Source organism: Psychrobacillus sp. NPDC093200, assembly GCF_050280345.1.
Classification (GTDB): domain Bacteria; phylum Bacillota; class Bacilli; order Bacillales_A; family Planococcaceae; genus Psychrobacillus; species Psychrobacillus faecigallinarum.
This window is the reverse complement of sequence record NZ_JBNNVC010000001.1, coordinates 234,067-258,897: the sequence shown is the minus strand read 5'-3', so window position 1 is coordinate 258,897 and position 24,831 is coordinate 234,067. Positions and strand designations below refer to the sequence as shown.

Sequence of the window (24,831 nt, the reverse complement as noted above, 5' to 3'; positions counted from 1 at the left end):
AGTAATTTGGAACTACAAAAATTAGAATTGGAACAGAAAGAACAACTTTTAGAGGAAAGCAATGAACTTAAAACACAATTGAAGAGAGACCCTCAGGTTTTACAATTGGTGGCGAAAATTGACCCTAAAAATCAGGTGGAGTTATTAGAGTTTGGTCGCGAACCTGCCAATGAAATATCTGCTTTTACGGGCCGTATTTTAAACACAATAAAATCTAGTAGTATGGAAGAATCCAGCGAGCTTTTAAAACAGCTAGGTAAAATTATGGATAAGTTCGATAAAAAAGACTTTGTAGAAAAGCCATCACTCTTAACCAAAGTATTCAAAAAGGGTGAAAAGCTAATCGAAAAGCTCTTCAACAAATATCAAACAATGGGAAAAGAAATAGACAAAGTCTACATTGAAATTACGAAATATGAAAAAGAGATGAAAACGTCTACCCAAACGTTAGAAGACCTCTATGATAAAAACTTTAACTATTTTATGGAGCTAGAGAAATATATTGTTGCAGGGGAATTAAAGGTTAACCAATTACGTCAGCAACTCCCTACCCTGCAGGAAAAGGCGGAAAAAGGAGATCAGCTTGTTTTAATGGAATTGAACTCCCTGCAAAACGCTATTGAATTGCTGGATCAAAGAATTTATGACTTAGAAATGGCCAAACAGGTTGCATATCAGTCTGCTCCTCAAATTAGAATGCTACAACGTGGCAACACTAAGCTTATAGGAAAGATTAACTCTGCCTTTGTCACAACGATTCCTATATTTAAAACCGGGTTGATAAATGCTATTTCCGCAAAGAGACAAAATCTGGTCGCCCAATCCATGAGTGAATTAGATCGTCGCACAAACGAAATGCTGCTAAGAAATGCGAATGATATTTCTAAGCAGAGTGTAGAAATTGCTAAGCTGTCTGGTCAATCTAGCATTAAAATTGAAACTATTGAGCAAACGTGGGATACGATTATGCGTGGGATGAACGAAACAAAAGCAATTGAGGAAGAAAATCGCAAAATGAGGGAACAAGGTCGTCTTCGACTAGAGGAACTACAAAAGAAATATGAAGATGGTCAGAGAAAATAACTAATTGTCTAATACTATCTAATTTTAAGGAGGAATTTGAATGTCAGTTATTAACCTATCTAAAGGACAAAAGATTGATCTTACAAAAACGAATCCTGGATTAACAAAAATCATGGTTGGATTGGGTTGGGATACTAATCGCTATAGTGGTGGTCATGACTTTGACTTAGATGCCTCTGCTTTCTTAGTTGATCAAAATGGGAAAGCACTAAGTGATAAAAGTTTCATCTTCTATAATAATCTTCAAAGCGAGGACGGCTCAGTTGTTCATACTGGGGATAATCGAACAGGTGATGGTGATGGCGACGACGAACAATTGTTAGTTAACCTACGACAAGTGCCAAGCGCTGTGCATAGGGTAGTCTTCACTGTTACCATCCATGACGCAGACACGAGAAGTCAGAACTTTGGCCAGGTTTCAAATGCCTTTATTCGAATTGTAAACGACGAGACGCACGAAGAAATAGTTCGATATGATTTGGGAGAAGACTTTTCAATTGAAACTGCTCTCGTGGTTGGGGAGATATACAGACACGGTAATGAATGGAAGTTTAATGCAATTGGGAGCGGTTTTCACGGCGGATTAGCCTCTTTAATTACAGAGTTTGGTCTCAACTAACCTATGTAATAAATACATCGCACCTTGAAAGATTGGTCTAGAATCAACACAAAATAAGCGCTCCAGTCATCTGAATAATATAAGAAATCTCTCGAGTTCATTTGAAACTTGGGAGATTTTTGTTTAAAGCCCTTTTTATTTTTGGATTACCTAATATGGATCGAATAATATTATGTGATTTTCTTTTCTTATTTGTAGGGATATATATAGGCATTTGTAATTTTCTTATTATTCCTTAGTTTGATAAAATGAGATTAAGATGAAAATTCTAAAATTGAAAACTTTAGTTTAAACCAGTTAATACTTTATTCCTCTTCTATGTTGTGGACAATAGAGGTATTCAAAAGAAAGGAGTTTAAAACATGCGTAAAGAATTATCAGTAATTTTCCCTTCCTATCAATTATTTTCGGAATACCCTAATAATAAAGATAACAATTTCCTTACTTTTCATGATGCCCCTAATAATCAGTGGATACAAATCAATAAGGATGAAGTATCTTCTCGGGATTATGCACTACTCTCTTCTTTCTACACAGTAGTCGATTTAACATTTCCTACTAATTATTCACTTTCCGAAAAATGGATTCGTTTCCTTCATGGATCTGGTGAACTCCCTATTGAAGCTGGTACTGAACTTCGTATTATCCAACTTGTCATAAAGAATAGTGACTTTCTAAATGAAGATTTAACTAAGGCAGTCCAATTGTTTTTTGAAGATGCTGTGCAGCTGGTTTTCATCTCCAACGATAATGCCTTGCTTATTGAGCAAAAGTCTACTTATGTTCAATCTACAGAGGATCTTGCATCCTTTATCTTTGCTCTAGAAAGTGATTTCTTCATAAAAGCAGACCTCTTTGTAGGAAAGTTTAATACTGTAAACGAACAAACCCCTTCACGTTACACTTTGGAAAGAGAATGGTTCTCTAACGGTATCGTAAATTACTATCCCGGAAGAATTTATACGCTTGAAAATATATTCCCGACTATCTTAATAAAAGAAATGTCCGAGAGCTTAAGACAAATCATTCAACAAGAGGTGCTCATCCCTATTGAATTCGATACGGAGTTACTGCAAACCGTACAGGCTTTTTTTGAAAATGGCTTTAACGCCTCTATTACTTCAAAAAAATTACATATTCACCGAAACACCCTTCATTATAGACTATCTAAATTTCAAGAAATCACAGGTATATCAGTCCGTGACTTTGACGGGGCACTTATTGTATATTGCGCAAGCTTGCTCGTAAACTATGAATAACAACATGCACAATATATTTTATTAAATCTTGTGCATATCATCCATATCAACCATTATTTCCTATTGGTAATCTTAAAGAAAGGTAAAAACAATTTTAGGGGGATTACTAATGGAAAAAATGGTTCTTGAAAATATCTTTAAAATTTACGATGACACTTCAACTGCAGTTTCAGACTTTAATTTACATGTTCAGGACAAGGAATTTATCGTTCTTGTTGGTCCATCAGGCTGTGGTAAATCTACAACTCTTCGTATGATTGCTGGACTTGAAGAAATCTCTAAAGGTGAGCTTCGTATTGAGGGTAAGCTAATGAATAATGTTGCACCTAAAGACCGTGACATCGCAATGGTTTTCCAAAACTACGCTCTTTATCCACATATGTCTGTTTATGATAATATGGCCTTCGGATTAAAGCTAAGAAAATTTCCAAAAGCAGATATCGACAAGCGAGTGAAAAATGCAGCAGATATTTTGGGACTTGAGCCTCTTTTAAACAGAAAACCAAAAGCATTATCAGGCGGACAGCGCCAGCGTGTTGCACTTGGTCGTGCAATTGTTCGTGACGCAAAGCTCTTCCTAATGGATGAGCCTTTATCTAATCTAGATGCTAAATTACGTGTCCAAATGCGTGCTGAAATTATTAAGCTTCATCACCGTCTTAAAACAACTACTGTCTACGTTACGCATGACCAAACGGAAGCAATGACGATGGCTTCTCGTTTAGTAGTTATGAAGGACGGTCTCATTCAACAGGTGGGAACGCCAAAAGACGTTTATGAAAATCCTGAAAATGTATTTGTTGGAGGCTTCATCGGGTCACCTGCTATGAACTTCTTCCAAGGGCACGTAAAAGATGGTTATTTTATTGCTGGTGAGCATAAGATTAAGTTATCTCCAGAAAAGGCTTCCCTGTTAAATGGGCAAGGCTACAATGGGAAGGACGTTATATTCGGTATCCGCCCTGAACATATTTCTGCTGATCCAGAGGATCTTACTCGCACACCAGAATCTGTTGTAAATGCACATGTAGATGTATGCGAGTTAACTGGAGCAGAGTTCATGGTTTATTCTACTCTAGGAGAACAGCAGTACGTTGCTCGTATCAATGCAGATTCACTTTTAGAAACTGGGCAACACATCCAACTTACATTTGATATGTCAAAGGCACACTTCTTTGACAAGGAAACGGAAAGTCGTATTCGATAAAATCTTTGCCCACAGCCCATTAAAGGGGTGTGGGCTTTTATAATAGGTAGACCCTTAACCTTATACAACAATTATCTATAAAAAACTCTACTCAAAATAAAGAGCCTCGAAAACTTTACGACCTGGAAAAGTTTTCGGGGCTTCTATTCAAATTACCTATAGTTGTTTTCTGTTACATCGGACGCTTTCCGGGAGCACGGCATCTATCTCCTCGTCGCTTTGCTCCTGCTTAGGCTTTTATGCTCGCGCTGCTCCCCCAAGAGTCGCCGCCTCCTCTTTCAAACACATGCCCCAGCATTTTCTTATACTTTTTATTTTCTACCCCTAGTGTATGTCCTTGAGGCTTTATTCCTTAATGATAAACTCTTCCGATAACGGCACCATATTCTCCTTTATCTTCTTCCCTTCCCACGCAGTTACTTTTACTTGATAGCCTTTAATGTTTTTAGGCAACTTAAGCTTTGTGGACATTTTCATCGTTTTACCTTTTGGGATTGTTCTTGAGCTTTGGTCTTGATCAACTACTTTTCCGTTTTCATCTATTAATTCCATTAGCACTAATATATCTTGATTTTTATTTCTAGTGTTAACAACCTCTACGGCAGCAGTAATCTTTTTTTCCTTTGTTAGCTTGTGTATTTCCTTTCCTTTCTCATCCTGGAATTTTACACTCACGTCCATTGCATATTCCGGATTCTCTGCTTGCTGCTCCCAATGGATACTATATACTTTCTTTGACTTACCATCTGTAGCAATGACTGTAATAGTAGAAACTTTTCCCTCATCAATAATATTTACCTTAGCTTCTGTTTGATTTCCTATAGCTTGTAAGCTTGATCTTTCTAGTTCCGGTAAGCTATATCGGCTCTTTCCTGGTGAGAAATCAGAAATAGCTTTTCCACCAATTAGAATAGATTTTAGCGTTGCATCTGTTTCGGGTACTGCAATCATTTGCAGCTTGTTGCCTAGTGCGTAATAAATGCTTCCGTTCATCCCTACCGCCATATTATTTATAAAGCGATCTACGATAACTTTATGTGACAGAGTTTCTGGATCAATAGCAACTAACTTTCGGGAAAGTGTAGTATAGAGCATTCCATCTGGTGCCCATTCTATTCGGTAAGGTAGCCATTTACTGCTATTATATAAGCTTGGATGAATGGTTTTGCTCTTAACAACTTCCAGCGTTTCTGGATCTATCGCAAATATCGTCCCATCTACTATGCCCCATAGGTTACCATCTGACCCAATAGAGATTTCTCCAATCATTCTCGGAGTTTCGTCTATTCCAGGAATAGTAGGTGTAAATTCTGCTATTTTTTGTGAAGTAGCTACATCCCAAACAAATATCTTAGCCTCTTTTGCTTTTGGGTCCAAGCCTAGCCCACCCCAAATGGACGTGCTACCATATAGTTTCCCGTCCTTATAGGCTAATCCAATAATACTTTGATCTTCTACTACATTTCTATATTGTGACCATTTACCAGTATTTTCATCAAATATGGCTAAAACTCCACCTAATACACCGTAATCTGGTACCGTACCGACAAATAGCTTATTATCTCCGGATGTCATCGTAAATGGTCTATCTTGATGGTCCGTTATATCATATTCAAGTTTAGGATTACTATTTAAATCTATGTCCTTACTTGGATCATAGCTATACATCATAGCCCCTACATAAGTTCCATAATATACTTTGTTGTTTAGAAAGCCGATACCTTCTGGTTGGGCAAAGGAAGGTATCTTGACTTCTCTTTCATTCGTAAATGGGTTGTATATACTTAGTCCACGTTGGTAGCCACCCATATATAGTTTGCCGTCTTGTCCAGCTTCTAGCGCCTGAATCTCTACGGATTGAGAGGCAATATTCATGTCAATAAACGTTATCTCATTATTAACCGGCTCATATAACATATATTCGCCATACTGCGTAATCATTGCAAGAACCGTCTCTCCATTGCTTAAAGTTATCCATGCCATATCTTTTACTCGGACTGTGTCAGGCAATAAAGGAATACCTTCAATTTCTTTTGTTTCATTTTTACTAGAATCGTACTGATACAATTTCTTTTCAAACTTAAAGTAAATTAAATTATTATCGTGTGGAGAAGGTTCTGAAATCATATTGCTGTAACTAAACTGATTAATCACTTCGTGCGTCTCTATATCTAGAACTAACATAGTTACCGATCCAGCAGAAACAAAAAGCTTATCATTTACGATAAAAATGTTTTCTATCATTCCATCCAGACCTGAGTGACCATCAATTATAATTTCTTCTTTTTCCCCTGTTAATCTATCAATTTTTATCAAATGCTTTTTAGTACCTACTCCAACATAAATGGATTCGTCATCTACTCCAATACCTCTGGCATATTGCTGTCCTTCCTTCGCACTACCAAAGTTATGGAAAACACCGCTTTCTATGTCGTATTCAAATACACCTGCATGGGGATAGGTAGATCCATAAATCTTCCCGTCCGTTGTCCCTTCTAAATCCCATACCCAGTCATCAGATGGATTGACCCCTAATTCTTCTACTTTCTTCTCTTCGGGTAAATATCGATAAAGCTTACCATCCCCGGTCCCTGCAAAATACACATTTTGATCGGAACCGACAGTGATTGCCCATAAGGCTTCTGTTCCTTCTATTACTTTAGAAAATTTAAGCTCTCCTGTCTCCGCATTTAAAACAGAAAAGGTGCCCGGAAGGCCGTTAGAATGATAATATACCTCATTTTCTCCAAGACTGTTTTTTTGAATGACTGCTGCTTGTCCTAGCTGCACGTTAACCATTTCACCTAAATCTACTGGAGAAGCATATTCTCTTTCTAAAGGAATATCTTCCGCTGCTTGCTCCCAAGATACGTCGTCAAAGTAAGCTTCTGTTAAGCTAATTCCTCCTGAGTAGAAAGCTAATCTTGCATATGCCGCATTCATAGGAACCTCCGTGAAGACTTTTAGTTCTGCCCATTTGTTTTTAGGTAAGTTTCCGAATAACTCTGTTTTGACATTGTTTGTGAGCTTTCTATTATCTTTGTCGTAATAGTGCACCTCATACACAATATTATGGGTTTGCTTTACCACATTCGTCATGACCTTTGCAGTATAGGATTTACCTGGAATGACTGATACTCTGTCACTAAATATCCTACTACCTGCTTTGTCTGATTCGTCTTTAAAATGTAGGCTGTGAAGCCCTGTGTGAGAAATGGTGTTGATAATAGTTGCTGGAGTACTACTGTTATTTTCCATTGACCAGCCCGGTATAGTAGACGGGTCATTATTTGCCTCTTCAAATCCGGCGTTTCGTACCTCAATGGGCACTTCCTCCGCATGAGATATGGATAGAGGTGCAAAGTTCCCTAGTGCTACACTGGTGCAAATCACTGTAGTTATCATAATTTTCAAGAGCTTTTTCATTTATTCTTCCTCCCATATTTATAGTTTTTAACACTAGTATTCTAGGATTCTTGCGCATACTATCACGAATAAATTAATCCTGCTTATGATCAGTAGTTAGATTCGGGAACATGGAATGGATAACAAATGAAACTTCGAGCATATTTCATTTCTCGCTAGTTAAATCCTTCAAATAAATTCCGTAAGTCTTCCAAATATCGAAGTCTAGTTTTTTATAGAAATCTACTAGTATCGTCCAATCAATAATAATAGTTTCGATTTTTCTTTCCTGTAAAATCACTATCGCAGCCTGTACAATTCCTAATCCATATCCTTGCTTTTGTTCACTAGAATCTACTCCAAGTGGTCCAATTCCTCCGACCTTAGTTGTAAAGGAGGGGCTCCAGTAAACATTCTGAGCAATAGTTGGTGATGCATCATCATTGATTCGACAAAAACCAATGATACCTCCATTCTTTTTGAGAACTACAAACTCTCTGCCACTCCCCTTCGATTCAAAATATTTTATCGCCTCATATTCCCATCTACCAGGAAAAGACTTGTTTAAAAAGGTTAGAAACTCTTCCTTTTCCTCCGCTTGTAGAATTGAATAGGAAACTGTATTGTCTTCTGGCATGGAATAGTTCTTACTAAGGTGATTAATCAGGTCATATGTGTCGATTCTTTTCAAATAGCCCTTCTTTTCCGCCCATTGTTGCGTCTCTTCATATTGAAGAGGGACTCCAGAGAAATAATGAAAAGGATCTCCGCCCAGTTGAATTTCTTCTATGCCATTATCTCTTAGTGTTTCTTCCGCCTTACCAAGTAACTTTGTTCCTACTCCTTTATTTCGATAATTTTTATCAACCAAGAGGACTTGAATCCATCCCCTTTTTGAATCCATTTTTATATCTACTTGCTCTTGCCACTTTTTAGCTATAATAAATCCTATTAAGTTGTTTTGTTCATCTACCGCCATGGCGCAACCATCTTCTAGAACATTCTTGTCTTCCAAACTGTTTTGGTTAAAAAGCTTCTGACGCATTGGATATTCTTCTCCTAACTCTTTGTTCCAGAGCTCTACCATTTCCTCTAGCCTACTAGCTTCCCAAGGTATTACTTTCATTTCACGTCACCCTTTCTACTACTGTCCGAATGTCTCTTGCATACGTTTAATAGGGTCATCTTCCATGTCGCTACTCCACTCAACAACCTGGTTTACTTTCTTCAGCTCTTGTTTTAGTTCCTGATAATCTATATCTTGGACGGATGTATTATTTTTGATAGCTAAATTTGCTGCAACACTTGCGGATTGTCCAAGGATCATGAAAACGGGCTCCATGCGGATTGAGCCATATGCGATATGTGAGCTTGATAGGCAAACTGGAACGAGCAGATTAACACACTCTTCTGACTTAGGGCGTATTGATCGATAGGAAATCTCAAAAGGAGAAATTGGGACCTGCACATCCCCCTCATTGACACACCTACCATCAATCACTACACGTCTACAGTTATGTGAATCCATATGGAAGGATGCTAATCCAACAGGGTCTTTAACAAGGGATTGTCCAAGACAGTTATGGTCTGTCATAACATAATCTGAGATCATTCTCCTTGCTTCTCTAATATATAGCTGATGTGGCCAATGTCCCGTTTCTTTAAATTCATCCTTTGGAAGCCCCCAAGATGCTACCTCCTCACGAATTGAATGTGGAACTCTTTCATCATTAGATAGAAAATAGAGCATTCCAAGATCATAGTTTACGTGATTTTGAAAAATTTCCTCCCGTTTTTCGTAGCTACCCTCCGGCCATTCATAATTGTTTCCTATATTGTCAGTCGAGATTGCCCCATGGTTATTCAAATCTGACTTATCATTTGGAAGTGGAGTATGAAGTTTCATAGCGTCCCATACGCCAGACTTAATATAACGTAATAATAGCTCATAACGTTGAGGCTCATATTTAGGGGGTTTTGGAAAAGGAATGCGATTTTTAGGGTTATTCGTTAAACAAATTCGAAAGTTGTAAGCTTGAATCCGATGATCCCCCTGTCCCTGGTATCCTAGAGACTCTTTACTGTCCTCGCTTATACCTGGTAATATTCCACTTTCCTTCTGACCCTCTATCACATATGGATCAATCCACTTCTCAAATTTATGGTGTGGTGCTCCAAACTGTACGCCATTGTAGATTTCTTTATAGGTGGCATTAGATTCTCTCCCTACAAAAAAGGACACACCAGATTGAGCTAGTAAATCGCCTTCATAGCTACAATCCATAAAGATTTTTCCTTTAAAACGATTATTACTCTCCATTACTATGTCAATTATTTTTTCATCCTCTTTAATGACTTTTTGTAAATGCTCATTAAGAAACACGGGAATATCGTACTTATCCATCCATGAGTCAAATATAGATTGAGCAGCCTTAGGTTCGAATCTCCATTGCTTTTCTTTGTTATAGTATCTAGCTATCTCATCATAAAACTCTTTAGCGATCCCACCAATGGCACTTTCTGCGCCAAGATCAGTAGCACCTAACCCACTAGCAGTCATCCCACCGATATTTCGACTGAATTCTACCACTGCAACAGTCAGACCATTTCGTCGTGCCTGGACAGCGGCAGTTAAACCTGCTGGAGTTCCACCGTATACAATTAAATCCTTTTCTATTATTTTAAAGTCTAATTTCGGCAATGTTGGCTTGTAATAGTATAGTGATTTAAAATCCATTATCTTACCTCCATCTTTTATTTATCGAGCCATTCCTGTAGAGTTTTCTCTGCAATAGTTTTTACATAATAGAAGTAGAATTTGGACATTTCCTCAGAATTATATGATTGGTTATTATCCTTTGAATAAATAGGTAGTAGCGTCTCTACCTCAGTAAAATCCCACTCGTCAAAAAACTGACCTATCTTTTGTAAATAGTTTAAAATCTCCTGAACCTCTACGATATTTGTAACCTTCTCGGGGTCTACTACTCTAGCCGGGAATAACGGAATGTTCCATTGAGTGTAAGGTGCAATGATTTCTTCTAACAATAGAAACGTCCGCTTGAACTTCTTCGAATCCTGATAGCTTTGGAAATATAAGTCTAACGCTCGTTCTAATTCCTCGCCCCAAGCAAGCTTCGTATATATATAATTATTGAAATGTTGGACCCACTTCCATGGATATCTTTTGTCCATTTCCGAGGAATGTTCTTTCAAATGTGGTGGTACAATCAGATTTAACATTCCTGTTATGTTTTGCTGCTGATAATCCTTTAGGTCTTCATCAATTCTTCTTGCTAGGGGTGGGAATAACTCGCTTAGCATGAAATGGTCACTATAATATTCTAAAACGGTTAGATTTCTACCGTTCTGTATGACTTGTGCGTTCCAATCCTTTAATGCATGGGTAGCTCTTTGCTGATTAATCTCTTGAGATTTTATACTATCGGCGTAGTTTCTACCCCAGTACGCAAATAGAATATCAACATCAGACGAGACATTAGTGTCATTACCACGTTCTAGCATATTCCACGAAAGTCCAGCATTATAGACTATATGCTCTACCTCTACTGACTGGCCACTACTCTTTAATAATTTATTTAAATTTTCAGTAAACAAAATATAACTGGACATGAAGTCTCTACCGTTTTTCTCACCAATACCAACATCCTCTGGCCACAAGGATATTCTTGAGATGACTTCATTCTCTTTACAAATGTCTACTATTTTTTGAATGACCTGCTCCTGTATTGCCTTGTCTTTTGTAATAAATTGAAGATTTTCTTGTTTATCACTCTTAATTTCTATCTCGTTTAATAAAAATTGCAGGGAATGACCACCTAACGTCACCTTCACACCTCTTTTTTGTAACGTAGGTGCGACATAAGCTTTTACTTTTTCCCATAAAAAGAAAGTAAAAAAATATTCATTATGACCATTTTTTACTCCCCAATCAATTAATGAGTTAATAAACATTGGATCATCAATCGTTTCAATAATATTTCCCCTTCTTTGAAAGGACGGTTCAAATATAGAAAGTACCACTTCCTCTTTCAACGATGCATGGACTAATTCTTCTTGATTCAAATGAATCCATCTGTATCCCATGTATATTTCACAGTACTTGTAAATTCCATACAAGACAGAGCGTGGTTCCTCCCCAATAATCCATGTATTTGAGCCTTGTTTTACTATGGCAAAGCCATCTAGTTTTAAATTTATAGCTACTTTGTCCACATTTAGTAAAGCTTCATATTGTTTTCTAGTGACTAACAGAATTCGTTTTTCATCTTGGGCGCTCTCTTTCAATTTTTCATTATATTGAAGGGTACTTTCTATACCTGCCTTCCTTAACAATCTCCTTAACTCTCCTACTGCAAATAGAATTGTTTCTTGTTCGTCAAAATAAGTAATCAAACACATCTCTTCACTACCCTTTATAGTTAATATATTTCTTCTTAGTTACAGTAAAAGGCACATGATTTTCTCTTAGTTGATGAAAACATGCGCCTTTGAAACTCTATAATTTTATTGGTTGTTTTAATTTGCTGGATTCATATGCGGCCAAGGCAACCTCTAGTGATTTTAAACCATCATAGCCAGTAACCGATGGCTCTCTTCCCTCTTTAACACATTGAACGAAGTCCTGTATTAATCCAAAGTCCATGTCATTTCCATAAAAAACATGCTCAAGAGACTTTTCTCCACTAATAAACATACGGAAATGCTCTTTAAAGGCATCTACCTTAACAATTTGTTTGGTACCAATAACTTCTATTGTTGCATCACCCCAAGCAGGATACTCCGAGAATCTTGACCAACTTGGATCATGAGAGGCTATTACTCCGTTTGCAAACTCTAACGTCAGTAAACCAGCATCATCTATTTCAATATGATGAAAATAAGAGTCAACTATAGAAGACACTTCCGTAATTTCCTCTTTTAAATACCAACGCATAATATCCACCATATGTACAGTATGATCAAGCACTGCTCCCCCTCCAGCCTTTTCTTCCTCTATAAACCAGCCACCAGGGTTTTGTCCTCTGTTAGTCGTACGAAAAGAAATAATATCTCCTAACTCTCCCTTTTCAATCATCCCTTTTAAATGCAGAATCGGAGAACTAAATCTAACTGGGTACGCTACTTGCAGAATGACGGCTTGTTCTTGGCAAACTTGTATCATTTCCTTTGCATCTTCTATGTTAATGGCGATAGGCTTTTCACATAAAATATGCTTTTTTGCTTTTGCGGCACTTATCACCATCTCTTTATGGCGAAAATTTTCACTACAAATGATAACTGCATCCATCTCTATGGAAAGAAATAATTCCTGATCCATATAATATTCTGTATTAAACAAAGCAGCTGCCTTTTGCCCTCTCTCCACCAAATCATCAAAAACAGCAACAATCTGCACATCTTTAATTTTTGTTAGTGCATCAGCATAACTGTTTGCATGCATATGAGCAAAACTCATCATACCTACCTTCATATAAGTGCACCCCCAGCTACGAAATTCTTATAATATCGTACTTTGTCAATAAGCACAGCATCTATCTTTTTAGCAGAGGAGACTAAATCGTTAGCAGAGTATTGTAGCGGGAGTAATTGCCCCCTTAACTCATCACTATCAAATTCAACTATCTGTTTGATGCCACTCCATTCCAATTCAATACGATTAACATTAGCAAACGTAAATTCCACATGGGCCATGACTCCACTTTCAAAACGTATCATCAGAATAATATGACTTATTACAGTCTCAAGCTTACTCTTTTTTATGTGTTTCTCTTTAGGTTCACCAAATAATAAGGACAGGACGTAAAGGTCATCTGCTATAAGCTGAGGGTTATTCCCTTTGGATATTCTTCGAAAACGAAACACACCGTTTGATGTAATACCTTTTTCTATAACTTCTTTTATCTTTTGATAAAATGGATGACACTCTAAGTCAAAATATACTTTAGCATTACTATCCTCATTCACATGCTTAAGTAAGTCTGACGGAATATAAAACTCATGTCCTCTTTTTTCTAGGGCTGTTAAATTTGACTCTGTCGCATCCATCACAAAAGAACTTTTTGTACTATTAATCATCACTAGTTGTTCAACAGAATGAAGTTTATCTGCTTGCGCTAATTCTATATTGTTAAAGCTACTCAAAATAACACTCATAATGTTTCACTCCTTCATTTCAACAGCTTTCTCAGACGGCGTACAGCTTCCTCGTTAGCCATTTTTGCATCCTCAAAACCTTCATACTCGATTGAGAGCCAATCCTGGTAACCATATTTTTTTAACCCCTCTACTATATAGGCAAGATCGACTTTCCCATCTCCTGGGATAACTCCAATTAACTCTTTTCCTTCTGTAGAACGGAATCCTTTTACGCTTTCATGAGTGTGCTTCTCTCTAAAATCCTTAAAATGAACATGAGCAATTTCTTGCTTAAGTCGATCAAATGCTTTCGTAGGCTCTTCATGGACTAATAAGAAGTTACCTGTATCAAAGGTTGACTTCACATACGGACTGTTGACTGCTCTAAGAATTTCATGAATCTGTAGACTTTTTCCTGCTAGTAATCCATGGTTCTCAACAGCTAAGACTATCTTTTCTTGTTCTGCTATCTTTGCACTTTCTTTTAAACCTTCAATTATCCAATCAAAACATTCTTCATAGATAAGACCCTCTCTAATATCCCCACAGAAAACACGAACAGTATTAGCATTCAATTCTTTGGCCACACGAATGCCCTCAATTACCTTCTCGACCTCAGCTTTTCGCTCAATCTTTTTTTGATGAACGAAATTATTTGTAATATCATAAGCTGAAACTTCTAGATTGTTTCGTTGTAAATTCTCGACAATTTCCTTAATTTCTTCATCTTTATTTGCTGGGTTTTGCCAGTAAATATCTAACAGCTCTACCCCGTCCAAGGAAATCGTTTTTGCATACTCAATAAATTCTGTTACTCTCCAACTCTCTCGCCGAAGAGTAGAAGCTAAACTATACATACTTATACTGATTTTCATCATCTGACCCCCTATCTATCACTCCAACCAATTCTTTCTTACAAACTCTAGTTTCTTTTCTTCATGAAAGGGATTTACCTCATGTGCGTATTGAGGATAGATTTCAATTTCCTTATTTGATGTTCGTAAATGATTATAGGCTGCAAAGACAGTAGAGGGAGGGGTAACAGGATCCTCCAGTCCAATAGATATTAAGGTCGGGCAAATAATAGAATCACAAAAGTGGACACAATCTATATAGCCTAGTGTTTGCATTACTGATTCATAGGTTTCATATTGCGGATCTGTATACTTAAAATAATTCACAAACTCCAGATAAGGACCTGCTTGAGAAATCTCTATTGCTCGCTCAAAGTTTGCTAGGAATGGATAATCTGCAACAACTAGCTCTACCCCTTGATCCAATCCTGCAAGACCTAGAGCTAATCCTCCTCCTTGGGAACTTCCAAGAAGTCCAATCCTCGTTGGCTCAATTGGAGTTTCAGACGACCTTATCCAATTGAGCTGAAATAAAAGATCCTTATACACGTTCGTATAATAATAATTTTCAGGCTCATGAATACCATTCAACATCCAGCCCAGTGTCCTACCCCCATTGTTATATTTAGCATAGTCCGGAGAACTACCTTGTGCGCGGACATCAAATGCATAAACTGCAATGCCCATAGAAACCCACTTTACGTAATCCAAAGGTAATCCGCGGCTACCTGTGTAACCATGAATACTCAGCATTACAGGACACTGATCTACTCCCTTTGGTTTTATGGCCCACCCTTTTAACGGTGTACCATCCCAGCTTACAAACAACAAATCCGCGACCTCCATTGTAGGAATCACATACTCCTTCCAATCGATTGAGACCTTCGGCTGTAAGCTATTTATTTGTTGCTGTTGTTCGACCCAAAATTCACCAAAATCTGACGGCTTGTGAATAAGCTTTGGTTGATATACTTTAAGTTGGTTTAATGGGAAATCTGCGATTTGTCTACCCATATTTATCAAGCCCTTTCTCTAATTGAACCAAATGCTCACAAATAAACTTCTTTACCAGTTTGAGCCGACTCATAGATAGCATTTAACATTTTCATTACTTCTACCCCGTCTTCAACAGGAGCAACAGGAGATTTGCCTTCCAAGCAACATTCTACAAAATGATTAATTTCATTTGTAAAGGATCCAGCGAAGTCAAAGCTTTTATTGTCAACCTGAGGAAGTATATTCAAAATCGTATCGTTCTGCTCTGTTACAATAACCAGCTCTGGTTCTATTTCAGCTCCACCTTTGTTTCCATACAATTTCACGCTCAGTTGATCCTCCTTTGCCTGAAGCGTAAAACTCACATCTACAGCTAAGGAAGCACCGTTTTCAAAACGAATCAATGCATTTGCTAAATCTTCTACATTATTTAAAGAGGAATCATAATCAGCAGCCTTGTAAAAGGAAAGATTCTTAATATTACTGCGGTTACCTAATTTCGAGTAGGTATTGCCGCTAACTGAAATCGGACGTGGTTTCCCCATCATATACCAGCATATATCAATCATATGAACACCCAAATCCATGAGAGCTCCTCCCCCAGATTTAGACTTATCACTAAACCAGCCACCTGGATTGCCTAACCTTCTTAAACAAGAAGCCTTTGCATAATAAATTTCTCCTAAATAATCTTGATCTATAAATTCTTTTAAGAGATTCGTGTTATCACCATGTCTTCTAACAAAGCCGACTAGTAAAACCTTTCCAGATTTTTCTGCTGCTGCTTCCACTGCTAAAGCCTCTTCTACCGTCATACATAATGGTTTCTCAACTAACACATGTTTTCCAGCTTCCATTGCTGCAATAGCTATTTCAGCATGAGTATTATTCCATGTACAAATACTTACAGCATCCACATCTTTGTTGGCTAATAACTCTTTATAGTTAGAATACAAATGAGTGACCCCATATTGGTGTCCACACTCCGTAAGCCTTTGTTCATTTTGATCACATAATGCTATTAGTTCTACCTGTTTATGTAGGATATAAGGGGTAATATGAAATTGCGAAATTGACCCTCCACCAATTACACCAACCTTTAACATTAAAACTCTCCTCTCAGTTTATAAAAATCTACTTATCGAAAACTAATAAGCTTCGTCAACGTTTTCGATTTCTTATTAATCAAATCTTTATATGCAGCTGGCGCCTGATCTATGTTCACTTCTTCTGTTATAAATGAATCAATCTTAATACGCTTTTCTTTTACTAGTCTTAAATATTCCGCTACATTTCTTCCCTCTGTCCACCTTACATATCCATAAGGATAGTCCACCGCTTGCTTCTCATAGACAGGATCATATCTCCCTGGCCCCCCTGCCCTGGATATAAGAATTTGAGCCTCTTTTCCAAACATTAATTCCCTAGGGAAATTCGGCTCGACATCACCTACAATAACTATTTTTCCTTGACCGCGTATCCACTCTAAGCTTTGTCCTGTAAGTGTAGTTCTCTTGCCGCCTGTACAAAGCAGTACAGCATCTGTTCCTCTGTTGGCAGTGTGCTTTTTAATCTCTTCTTCCATCTCGTCTAGCTTAGAAAAGGAAGTAATTCCTGACTCTTCTGTTAACATAGCTCCTCGCTCTGCTTGTGTATCGAAAGCAATAACATCGTAAGCTGCAGCATGAGCAATCTTTGCAATCATTTGCCCTAACAATCCAAGACCAACAATCACTACTATTTCTCCAAAGGCTAATTTAGCTACTCGAAGTGCATGAATAGCGATTGCTCCAATTCCAGCTAGAGATGCTTCTTTTGGATCCATCCCCTGTGGCACTTTCGCACATAAGGTCATTGGCACACATAGATACTCGGAATGTCCTACGTAAGGTGCTCCATAGCAAGCGACTATATCTCCTTTTTGAAAGCCGGTTATACCATCACCGCATTCCTCCACAATACCAACTGCGCTATAGCCTAAGGAAATCTCTCTTTCATTGCTTGCTGTTATTAAGCTTAGCTCCGTTCCTGGAGAAATCGCACTGTACAACGTCTTAATCAAAAGAAAGGAAGGCATAATATCCATTTTGGGTCTGTCCTCTATAAAAACCTTTTGATCTTTAGCAATAACTGACTTCACTTCACTCACTCCTTACTTCAAAACCTATTCAGTTAGGCTTCATTATTTCAAACCTGACATTTGTATTCCTTCTGTGAAATATCGTTGAAAAAACAGGAAAATAAGAAAGGTTGGTATAAAGGAAACTGCTGAACCAGCCATTTCTATTCCAAAGTTACCTTCCTTCCCTAGCATGGACGCCAATCCTAGTGTTACTGGGAACATTTTTTCCTGCGTTAAATAAATTAGTGGTTGAAATAAATCGTTCCAGTTTGATATAAAGGCAAATGTTCCTACAGTAGCCACTACTGGAATAGAAAGTGGCAAAATAACTTTAAAGAATATTTGTAAATCATTTGCTCCGTCTATATAGGCAGCCTCTTCTAAATCATTTGGTATTCCCTGTAAAAACTGTCTTACTAGGAATACTCCCATGATTCCCCAAAGCTCAGGAACAATGAGTGCCCAATAGGTGTTGATCCATCCAAAATCGGAGAACATAATATATTTTGGAATGATTAGCAATTGCTGAGGAATCATAATAACCCCCATAAATACCCAAAATATAAATTCTCTCCCGAAGAATTTTTTCTTCGCAAAAATATATCCTAAAATTGCACAGAAAATCATCTGACTAGCTACCGGGATAACTGTGATAACTATGGAGTTGAAAATCCATCTGACAAATAGACCGTCCCTCATAATATATAAATAGTTTTTTAGAGTTGGTTCATCCGGTATCCAAAAAAGTGGATCTAGCTGGGCATACTCTACATTTTTAAAGGAGCCTAAAATCATAATGATAAAGGGCATGAGAAAACAAAACCCTAACAATAACAAAGCAATGTAGGAAATAACCTTTTTCATAGTTTTTCATCTCCCTTCTAATAGAGATTAGATTCTTTCCCTAAGAACCTTCTTTGTAAAAGAGAGATCATTAGGATGATGAAGAATAACACATAGGAAAGTACTGCTGCGTAGCTTAAATTTAAGCTAGTAAAGCCTTGATTGTATAAGTAATAAACAATCGTCGTCGTTGCATAATTTGGACCGCCACCTGTTAATAGGTAGGCAGAGTCAAAGATTTGGAAAGAGCCAATGGTTGTCGTAATGGCAACATAAAAGTGTATAGGCTTCAATAAAGGAAAAGTTACCTTCCAAAAGATTTTAGTAGTGGATGCCCCATCCATTTTGGCAGCTTCATATAAACCCTTATCTATTGATTGAAGTCCTGCAAAATAATAAATCATTGTGCTGCCTGCTACTTTAAAAACGCTTAGTGCTGCTAACACTGGTAAAGCCTGGCTAGAATCAGATAAAAATAATTGAGGCTCAATGCCTATTAAGCCTATTAGATAGTTAATCATCCCTTCTTCTGTTCCTCTAAATAACCAACCCCATATACCGGCAATAATTACAAAAGAGGTAACAACCGGCAAGAAAAATATCCCTTTAAAAAATCCGGCCATCTTTACTCCTGAATTAATAATTAAAGCAAGTATCAGTCCTACAGCCATTGTTGGTACTATATAATATACGGAGAATTTTACTGTGTTCCATATGGCTTTCCATGCGAGCTTATCGCTTAAAAAATATTCCCAATGTTTAAGACCTACAAATTCTGGATCTCCAATTACCTTCCAATCCATAAAAGTCAAATAGAAGCTCAAAAGAAATGGATACACTTGGAAAATAGCAAAATGTATTAATATGGGGATAAGAAAAATATAGACGATCGCATTAAGATCCCATTGTCTTTTTAATCTTGCCCGAAGAGTCATCCCGCTTTTCTTGGACACTAAAGGCTTACCTAATGTATTTACCAGTGTAAACACCCTTTCTTATGTAAATTAATCAATAGAGAGCTTGATCTGTTTTAGATCAAACTCTCTATTAGATTTATTTTACTTTTCCTTTAATCGCTTCAGCTGCCGCATCCGCTGCCTCTTTTGGAGTTTTCTTGCCTTCCATCATTGTTTGAAGCTCCGCTTGGATTAACGGCATGATGTTACGTCCCTCTGGATGTATAACCCCCGGCATTGCAAACTCAGTATAAGTTGCTAGCTGCGCAAGATACTTCTGTTCTCCAAAGATATCCTTTGCAGATTCACGTGTTGGAATGTACTGAGTAAACTGATTAAATTTACGTTGGTTTTCTGCACTCGTCATAATTTTTACAAATTCAGCTGCTGCATCTGGATTTTCTGAGTTAATAGGTACTACGAACATACCAGTAGTTCCATAAGTAACTTGTTTTTTGTTCTTTAATGGAGGTGCAATAACAAATTCAAATGTATCTTTACTTAACATACGGCTAATTGATGCCCCAGATCCTTGAACAGAAAGCATTTTACTGCTATCCCATAAAGCGTCGTGCTCTAATGCAGTAATAGAATCCTTTGGAATCCACTCATTTTTATACATTTTGTTGATAAATTCGAAGGCTTCTACTCCAGCATCGCTGTTAATCATTACTTCATTGTCAGCTGTAAGCACTTCTCCACCTGCTTGCCATAGATATGGATACAACGTTCCATTCATAGAACCACCGCCTTGGAAGCTAGATGCATAATATCCTTTTTCTTTTGCTTTTTCAGCCCATTTTTCAAATTCTGCCCAAGTTGCTGGAAGCTTTGATGGGTCTTCTCCAATTTCTTTAATGATGTCCACGTTATATAGGAATGTATATGCTTCCTGAAGAATTGGTAATCCATATACCTTATCCTTCCAAGTAGTTGAAACTAATGCACTCTCCACAAAATCTTCCATGTCATTATCTTTTAAATATGGATTAAGATCCAATAACATCCCCGCTTCGGCATATTGCGGCATTTGGTCAGGAATAGCATAGAATACATCTGGCCCATTATTAGCTGCTAAAGCAGTCAGCACTTTTTGATCACGATTCGCCCAAGGTATTTGTTCAAAGTTCACTTTCACTCCAGTAGTTTCTTCATAAGAACTAATTATTTCCTTCCACATCTTACCTTCTACTTCCTGGTCACCTGTAAAAGGGTGTGCCCAAACTGTTATTTCCCCTGAGAAACCATCTTCTTTATTTCCTGCTTTTCCAGAAGTTTCTATCTTTTCACCCGCATCCGAAGCATCTTCCTCACTACAAGCTACCATTAGAGCACTAAATATTAATAACAATAAAAAGAAGCACAGCTTTTTCATTTCATTTACCCCTTCCCATTTATAACGGTTTTCTCTTAGAGCTGACAACTAGCTGTTTTTAAAAGACTACCTCCCTTCAAATAAGCCAATCTTTTTAATAAGGAACGTAGCCAGCGCCTTTGTCTCTAGCAAATGGAGCTAATCACTTAACTAGAAAAATACTCAATAAAAAGTTCTACTTCTTATTCCGTAAAATAGTAAGCGCTGTCATAGCAAAATTATAAATTTTTTTAAATATTTACTTTTTAATCGCCTTTTAATATACTGAAATTACTAAATTATTAATTAACTTTTAATTAATCTTATATGATTAGTAATAAAGAGACAATGTCTATAAATAGTCTTTAATTGATAAAATGTTTTATTTAGTAAAATTAAATCAATTTCATAATTCCTGTTTTTTTAAAAAACACGAACAATCGAACTATGATATAAGCCTTCACCGTCGGTTACGCATCGTTTGCGATGGCTTATCTGTTTCACTCATCCCGCAGGAGTCGCCGCACCTGTCGCTACAATCAATATATTAGGAATCTTCGTGTTTAATTGGTAAAGAACTATTTACGAAATTAACTCAATTTAATATTAAACTTTTAAATTTGAGAATTGAAAGGCGTGATATATTCTGAATTGGGATAGCTTTAATAACATCGCCTATAGGATGCTTTCACTGATCTATTTAAATTTTTTATGGATTTTTTTTAGCATTGTAGGGTTAGGGGCTTTTGGTTTATTTCCTTCTACTATCGCTTTGTTTAGTACTATTAGAAAACTGCTAAACAAAGAGAACTATGAATCGATTAAAATTTTCCCTACGTATTGGAGATTTTTTAAAAAGGATTTTTGGAAGGCAAATGGCTACGCCTTAATTTTTGTTCTCGTGGGTTATTTTCTAGTTTTTGACTTTCAATTTATTCTGTTAAATGATGGCCAATTTACTTTTTTAATACCAATTCTATTTTTTATTCTTCTCTCTAGTATTCTTATTTTATCGTTTTTCTTTCCTGTTTATGTTCATTTTGACTTAAAGTACTTTGAGTACATAAAGCAATCCTTACTCATAGCTATTACCTCTCCATTAGAGCTTTTAGGCATTTTAGCAAGCACAGTTACTATGTATTTTTTTCTTACATTTTTGCCTGGGGCAATCCCGCTTTTCTCTGGAAGCCTACTTGCCTACGTCATAACCTTGTTGAGCTTTAGAGCCTTCAGAAGAATCGAGAAAAGACAAGAAAAGAACAGAAACGCAGATTCTATCTCTTTGAATGATAGTACTAAGTTTGAGGAAGTCCCTTCTCTAACTAAAGAGAGCTCAATCTATTAATAAGATTAAGCTCTCTTTTTCTTTATTTTAATTTTTCTTCAATTGCCTTGGCTGCTGCATCTGCAGCTTCTTTAGGAGTTTTCTTGCCTTCTAACATTGTTTGTAGTTCCGCTTGTATTAAAGGCATAATGTTTCGCCCTTCCGGATGAATGACCCCTGACTGTGTAAATTGAGTGTAAGATGCCAATTGTGCTAAATATTTTTGATCATCGTAAATATCCTTTGCCGATTCTCTAGTAGGAATGAATTGGGTTTCTCTATTAAACTTCCTTTGATTTTCTGCATTGGTGATTACCTTTATAAACTCTGCAGCAGCATCTTTATTATCTGAATTAACTGGCACAACAAACATCCCAGTAGTACCATAAGTAGCCTGTTTTTTATTTTTTAATGGCGGTGCTATCACAAAGTCAAACGTCTCTTTTTCTAGCATTCTACTAACTGATTTCCCTGCCCCTTGAATAGACAGCAGCTTACCGCTATCCCATAATGCATCATGATCTAAAGCAGTAATAGAGTCCTTTGGAATGTAACCGTTGTTATATATTTTATTGATAAATTCAAATGCCTCTACTCCGTTTTCGTTATTAATCAACACTTTGTTATCTTCTGTAAGAATTTCACCGCCTGCTTGCCATAGATAAGGGTAAAGTGTCCCATTCATTGAACCTCCGCCTTGAAAGCTAGAGGCATAATAACCTTTTTCTTTAGCTTTAGCAGCCCATTTTTCAAACTCTTCCCAAGTGGTAGGAAGCTTTGAAGGGTCTTCTCCAATCGCTTTCACTACATCCACATTGTACATAAAGGTCTCGACAGATTGAAGAATTGGTACACCGTACATTTTCCCCTTCCATTTAGTAGGGATTAAAGAGCTTTCTACAAAATCGTCCATATCATTGTCTTCCAAATAAGGGCTTAGATCTACGAGCATCCCTGCTTCAGCATATTGAGGCATCTGATCGGGAATGGCGTAAAACACATCGGGTCCATTATTGGCAGCAAGAGCAGTCAAAATTTTTTGATCGCGATTAGCCCAAGGGATTTGTTCAAAATTAACTTTCACACCGGAAGTCTCCTCATATGAAGCAATTAACTCTTTCCACATTTCTCCTTCTTTTTCTTGATTGTCAGTGTATGGATGAGCCCAAACGGTTATTTCCCCTTTGTCATTAGAACCAGACGTTTCAGAATCATCATTACAAGCAACTAGTAATAAAGTACAGAATAGAAACAAAGAAAATAACTTTTTCATTTCACTTTCCCTCCTAACTATTTGTATTCAGATTACATTTTTTTATTTTCATAAAAACCAACCTTCTCAAATTCCTCCTTTCATTTTCATCCGACTGTTCTCAAGGATAGTAAGCAATAATACAAATTACACTAAGGTATATATTAACAAAAATTACAGATTCTAAATCAAATAGTGACCTAATAGTATATGATTGACTAGAAAGAAACAATGTCTAGAAATGGTCTGTAATTCCCCATATTAAATAAAACGACATTATTGTGAATGAATTAAGAGCGTGGAAAAATAACCCAAGAGTTTCACATCGAGGGTATCAATGGCCTTTTCCGAGTCTAACAATCGCTCTTAAACAAATCGTTTATCATCTGTCTCTGCATGGAGGGAGAAGGGTGTAACCATCCACGTAGAAAGCGTAGCGCCTGAAACGAAAAAAGACTATAGACAGTTTCAAATTTCTTTGAATTTGTCTATAGTTTGCAACATCATTAATAATGATACTTCTTTATAATCCTATAAAATATCCAACCAAATTTTAATGGCAGTTCCTAAAATGAGTAATGCAAGTATGAACTGTAAAACTTTCGTATTCATACTCTTGCCTGCTTTGGCTCCAAGTGGTGCTGCTATTAAACTAGCTACAATCATAATAACTGCAGGATAATATTCAACCTGTCCCGTTGATACTTTACCTATTGTCGCACCAATAGAAGATATAAAAGTAATTGCTAAGCTTGTAGCAATTGTCATTCGTGTTGGTATTTTTAATACTACTAGCATAATTGGCACTAACAGAAATCCACCTGCTGCCCCTACAATTCCCGATCCAATTCCTACTATAAAAGCTAAAATAGCTGCTAAAAACTTGTTAAAGGTGACTTCATTTAAAGGCTTATCATCCACCTGTTTTTTTGGTACAAACATCATGACTGCCGCTATTAACGCTAAAATGCCATACACAATGTTAACTGTCTCCTCGGTTAATCCCTTTGAACCGAAGCTACCTACAAAACTACCTATTAAAATAGCTCCACCCATATAAATAATAAGTGACTTATTTAAATATCCACCTTTACGGTAAGCCCATACACCCGCTATAGAGGCAAAGAGCACCTGTACTGCGCTAATCCCTGATACCTCATGTGATGTAAATGCTGTAAATCCGAACATGACTGGTATATATAATAGCATCGGGTATTTAATGATTGATCCCCCAATGCCTAGCATACCAGACACATATGAACCGACAAATCCTATAAGAAAAATTGTAATGATCCAAGGTATATCCATATTTATTCCTCCTTTTAAGAAAAGACAGACAAACTTTGAAAACAGCTTTTGTTTCCTTATTTATGAAAAAAGGGGACCACTCTAGGGTCC

General features: G+C 37.0%; 20 protein-coding genes. 5 read left to right on the top strand and 15 right to left on the bottom strand.

Translation table 11 applies throughout. From position 1 onward, the window contains the following. Positions 1 to 6 precede the first annotated feature (6 nt). The 4 genes from ACQKNZ_RS01295 (at position 7) to ACQKNZ_RS01280 (ending at position 4,168) form a co-directional block, all read left to right on the top strand. Positions 7 to 1,083, top strand: a complete 1,077-nt coding sequence (locus tag ACQKNZ_RS01295) for a toxic anion resistance protein (protein WP_186318158.1) — start codon at positions 7 to 9, stop codon at positions 1,081 to 1,083. A gap of 40 nt (positions 1,084 to 1,123) precedes the next feature. Further along, on the top strand, positions 1,124 to 1,702 hold the full coding sequence (locus tag ACQKNZ_RS01290) for a TerD family protein (protein ID WP_144538487.1): 579 nt from the start codon (positions 1,124 to 1,126) through the stop codon (positions 1,700 to 1,702). 362 nt (positions 1,703 to 2,064) lie between these two features. Next, complete coding sequence (locus tag ACQKNZ_RS01285) at positions 2,065 to 2,961, top strand: PucR family transcriptional regulator (protein ID WP_427657614.1); 897 nt, start codon at positions 2,065 to 2,067, stop codon at positions 2,959 to 2,961. Positions 2,962 to 3,070: 109 nt separating this feature from the next. Further along, positions 3,071 to 4,168, top strand: a complete 1,098-nt coding sequence (locus ACQKNZ_RS01280) for an ABC transporter ATP-binding protein (protein ID WP_144538485.1) — start codon at positions 3,071 to 3,073, stop codon at positions 4,166 to 4,168. A gap of 345 nt (positions 4,169 to 4,513) precedes the next feature. Here the strand turns inward: ACQKNZ_RS01280 and ACQKNZ_RS01275 are convergent, their stop codons facing one another. The 13 genes from ACQKNZ_RS01275 to ACQKNZ_RS01215 all read right to left on the bottom strand — a co-directional run bounded on the left by ACQKNZ_RS01275 (position 4,514) and on the right by ACQKNZ_RS01215 (position 20,878). Next, positions 4,514 to 7,594, bottom strand: coding sequence for a hypothetical protein (locus tag ACQKNZ_RS01275; protein WP_427657612.1), 3,081 nt, complete (start codon positions 7,592 to 7,594; stop codon positions 4,514 to 4,516). Between the two features lie 145 nt (positions 7,595 to 7,739). Beyond that, the gene (locus ACQKNZ_RS01270; RefSeq protein ID WP_427657610.1) at positions 7,740 to 8,699 is read right to left on the bottom strand and encodes a GNAT family N-acetyltransferase; all 960 of its coding nucleotides are present in this window, start codon (positions 8,697 to 8,699) and stop codon (positions 7,740 to 7,742) included. Between the two features lie 18 nt (positions 8,700 to 8,717). Further along, positions 8,718 to 10,310, bottom strand: coding sequence for an FAD-dependent oxidoreductase (locus ACQKNZ_RS01265; RefSeq protein WP_340862426.1), 1,593 nt, complete (start codon positions 10,308 to 10,310; stop codon positions 8,718 to 8,720). 17 nt (positions 10,311 to 10,327) lie between these two features. Next, a complete protein-coding gene (locus tag ACQKNZ_RS01260) occupies positions 10,328 to 11,989 on the bottom strand; it encodes an alpha-glucuronidase family glycosyl hydrolase (protein WP_427657608.1) in 1,662 nt (553 codons plus the stop codon). Between the two features lie 103 nt (positions 11,990 to 12,092). Further along, positions 12,093 to 13,067 (bottom strand): Gfo/Idh/MocA family oxidoreductase, encoded by a 975-nt coding sequence (locus tag ACQKNZ_RS01255; protein ID WP_340862424.1) that lies wholly within the window; start codon positions 13,065 to 13,067, stop codon positions 12,093 to 12,095. Then, positions 13,064 to 13,750, bottom strand: coding sequence for a hypothetical protein (locus ACQKNZ_RS01250; protein ID WP_144538479.1), 687 nt, complete (start codon positions 13,748 to 13,750; stop codon positions 13,064 to 13,066). Before ACQKNZ_RS01250 ends, ACQKNZ_RS01255 begins: the two co-directional genes overlap by 4 nt. 14 nt (positions 13,751 to 13,764) lie before the next feature. Beyond that, the gene (locus tag ACQKNZ_RS01245; protein WP_340862423.1) at positions 13,765 to 14,607 is read right to left on the bottom strand and encodes a sugar phosphate isomerase/epimerase family protein; all 843 of its coding nucleotides are present in this window, start codon (positions 14,605 to 14,607) and stop codon (positions 13,765 to 13,767) included. Between the two features lie 18 nt (positions 14,608 to 14,625). After that, positions 14,626 to 15,600 carry an acetylxylan esterase gene (locus ACQKNZ_RS01240; protein WP_144538477.1) on the bottom strand — a complete coding sequence of 325 codons (975 nt, stop codon included), beginning with the start codon at positions 15,598 to 15,600 and terminating at the stop codon, positions 14,626 to 14,628. Positions 15,601 to 15,635: 35 nt separating this feature from the next. Then, positions 15,636 to 16,688, bottom strand: coding sequence for a Gfo/Idh/MocA family protein (locus tag ACQKNZ_RS01235; RefSeq protein ID WP_144538476.1), 1,053 nt, complete (start codon positions 16,686 to 16,688; stop codon positions 15,636 to 15,638). 32 nt (positions 16,689 to 16,720) lie between these two features. Next, positions 16,721 to 17,722 carry a zinc-binding alcohol dehydrogenase gene (locus ACQKNZ_RS01230; RefSeq protein ID WP_340862422.1) on the bottom strand — a complete coding sequence of 334 codons (1,002 nt, stop codon included), beginning with the start codon at positions 17,720 to 17,722 and terminating at the stop codon, positions 16,721 to 16,723. Between the two features lie 42 nt (positions 17,723 to 17,764). Then, entirely contained in the window at positions 17,765 to 18,568 is an 804-nt protein-coding gene (locus tag ACQKNZ_RS01225; RefSeq protein ID WP_144538474.1) for a carbohydrate ABC transporter permease, read from the bottom strand. 17 nt (positions 18,569 to 18,585) lie between these two features. Beyond that, positions 18,586 to 19,482, bottom strand: a complete 897-nt coding sequence (locus ACQKNZ_RS01220; protein WP_427658884.1) for a carbohydrate ABC transporter permease — start codon at positions 19,480 to 19,482, stop codon at positions 18,586 to 18,588. Positions 19,483 to 19,600: 118 nt separating this feature from the next. Further along, positions 19,601 to 20,878, bottom strand: coding sequence for an ABC transporter substrate-binding protein (locus ACQKNZ_RS01215; protein WP_427657604.1), 1,278 nt, complete (start codon positions 20,876 to 20,878; stop codon positions 19,601 to 19,603). 661 nt (positions 20,879 to 21,539) lie between these two features. Between ACQKNZ_RS01215 and ACQKNZ_RS01210 the strand changes: the two genes are divergently transcribed. Continuing rightward, positions 21,540 to 22,202 (top strand): YesL family protein, encoded by a 663-nt coding sequence (locus ACQKNZ_RS01210; protein WP_427657602.1) that lies wholly within the window; start codon positions 21,540 to 21,542, stop codon positions 22,200 to 22,202. 22 nt (positions 22,203 to 22,224) lie between these two features. Here the strand turns inward: ACQKNZ_RS01210 and ACQKNZ_RS01205 are convergent, their stop codons facing one another. Both ACQKNZ_RS01205 and ACQKNZ_RS01200 read right to left on the bottom strand, forming a co-directional pair. Continuing rightward, a complete protein-coding gene (locus ACQKNZ_RS01205; RefSeq protein WP_340862420.1) occupies positions 22,225 to 23,454 on the bottom strand; it encodes a sugar ABC transporter substrate-binding protein in 1,230 nt (409 codons plus the stop codon). A 510-nt stretch (positions 23,455 to 23,964) separates the two neighbouring features. Then, entirely contained in the window at positions 23,965 to 24,741 is a 777-nt protein-coding gene (locus ACQKNZ_RS01200; RefSeq protein ID WP_144538470.1) for a sulfite exporter TauE/SafE family protein, read from the bottom strand. Positions 24,742 to 24,831 lie beyond the last annotated feature (90 nt).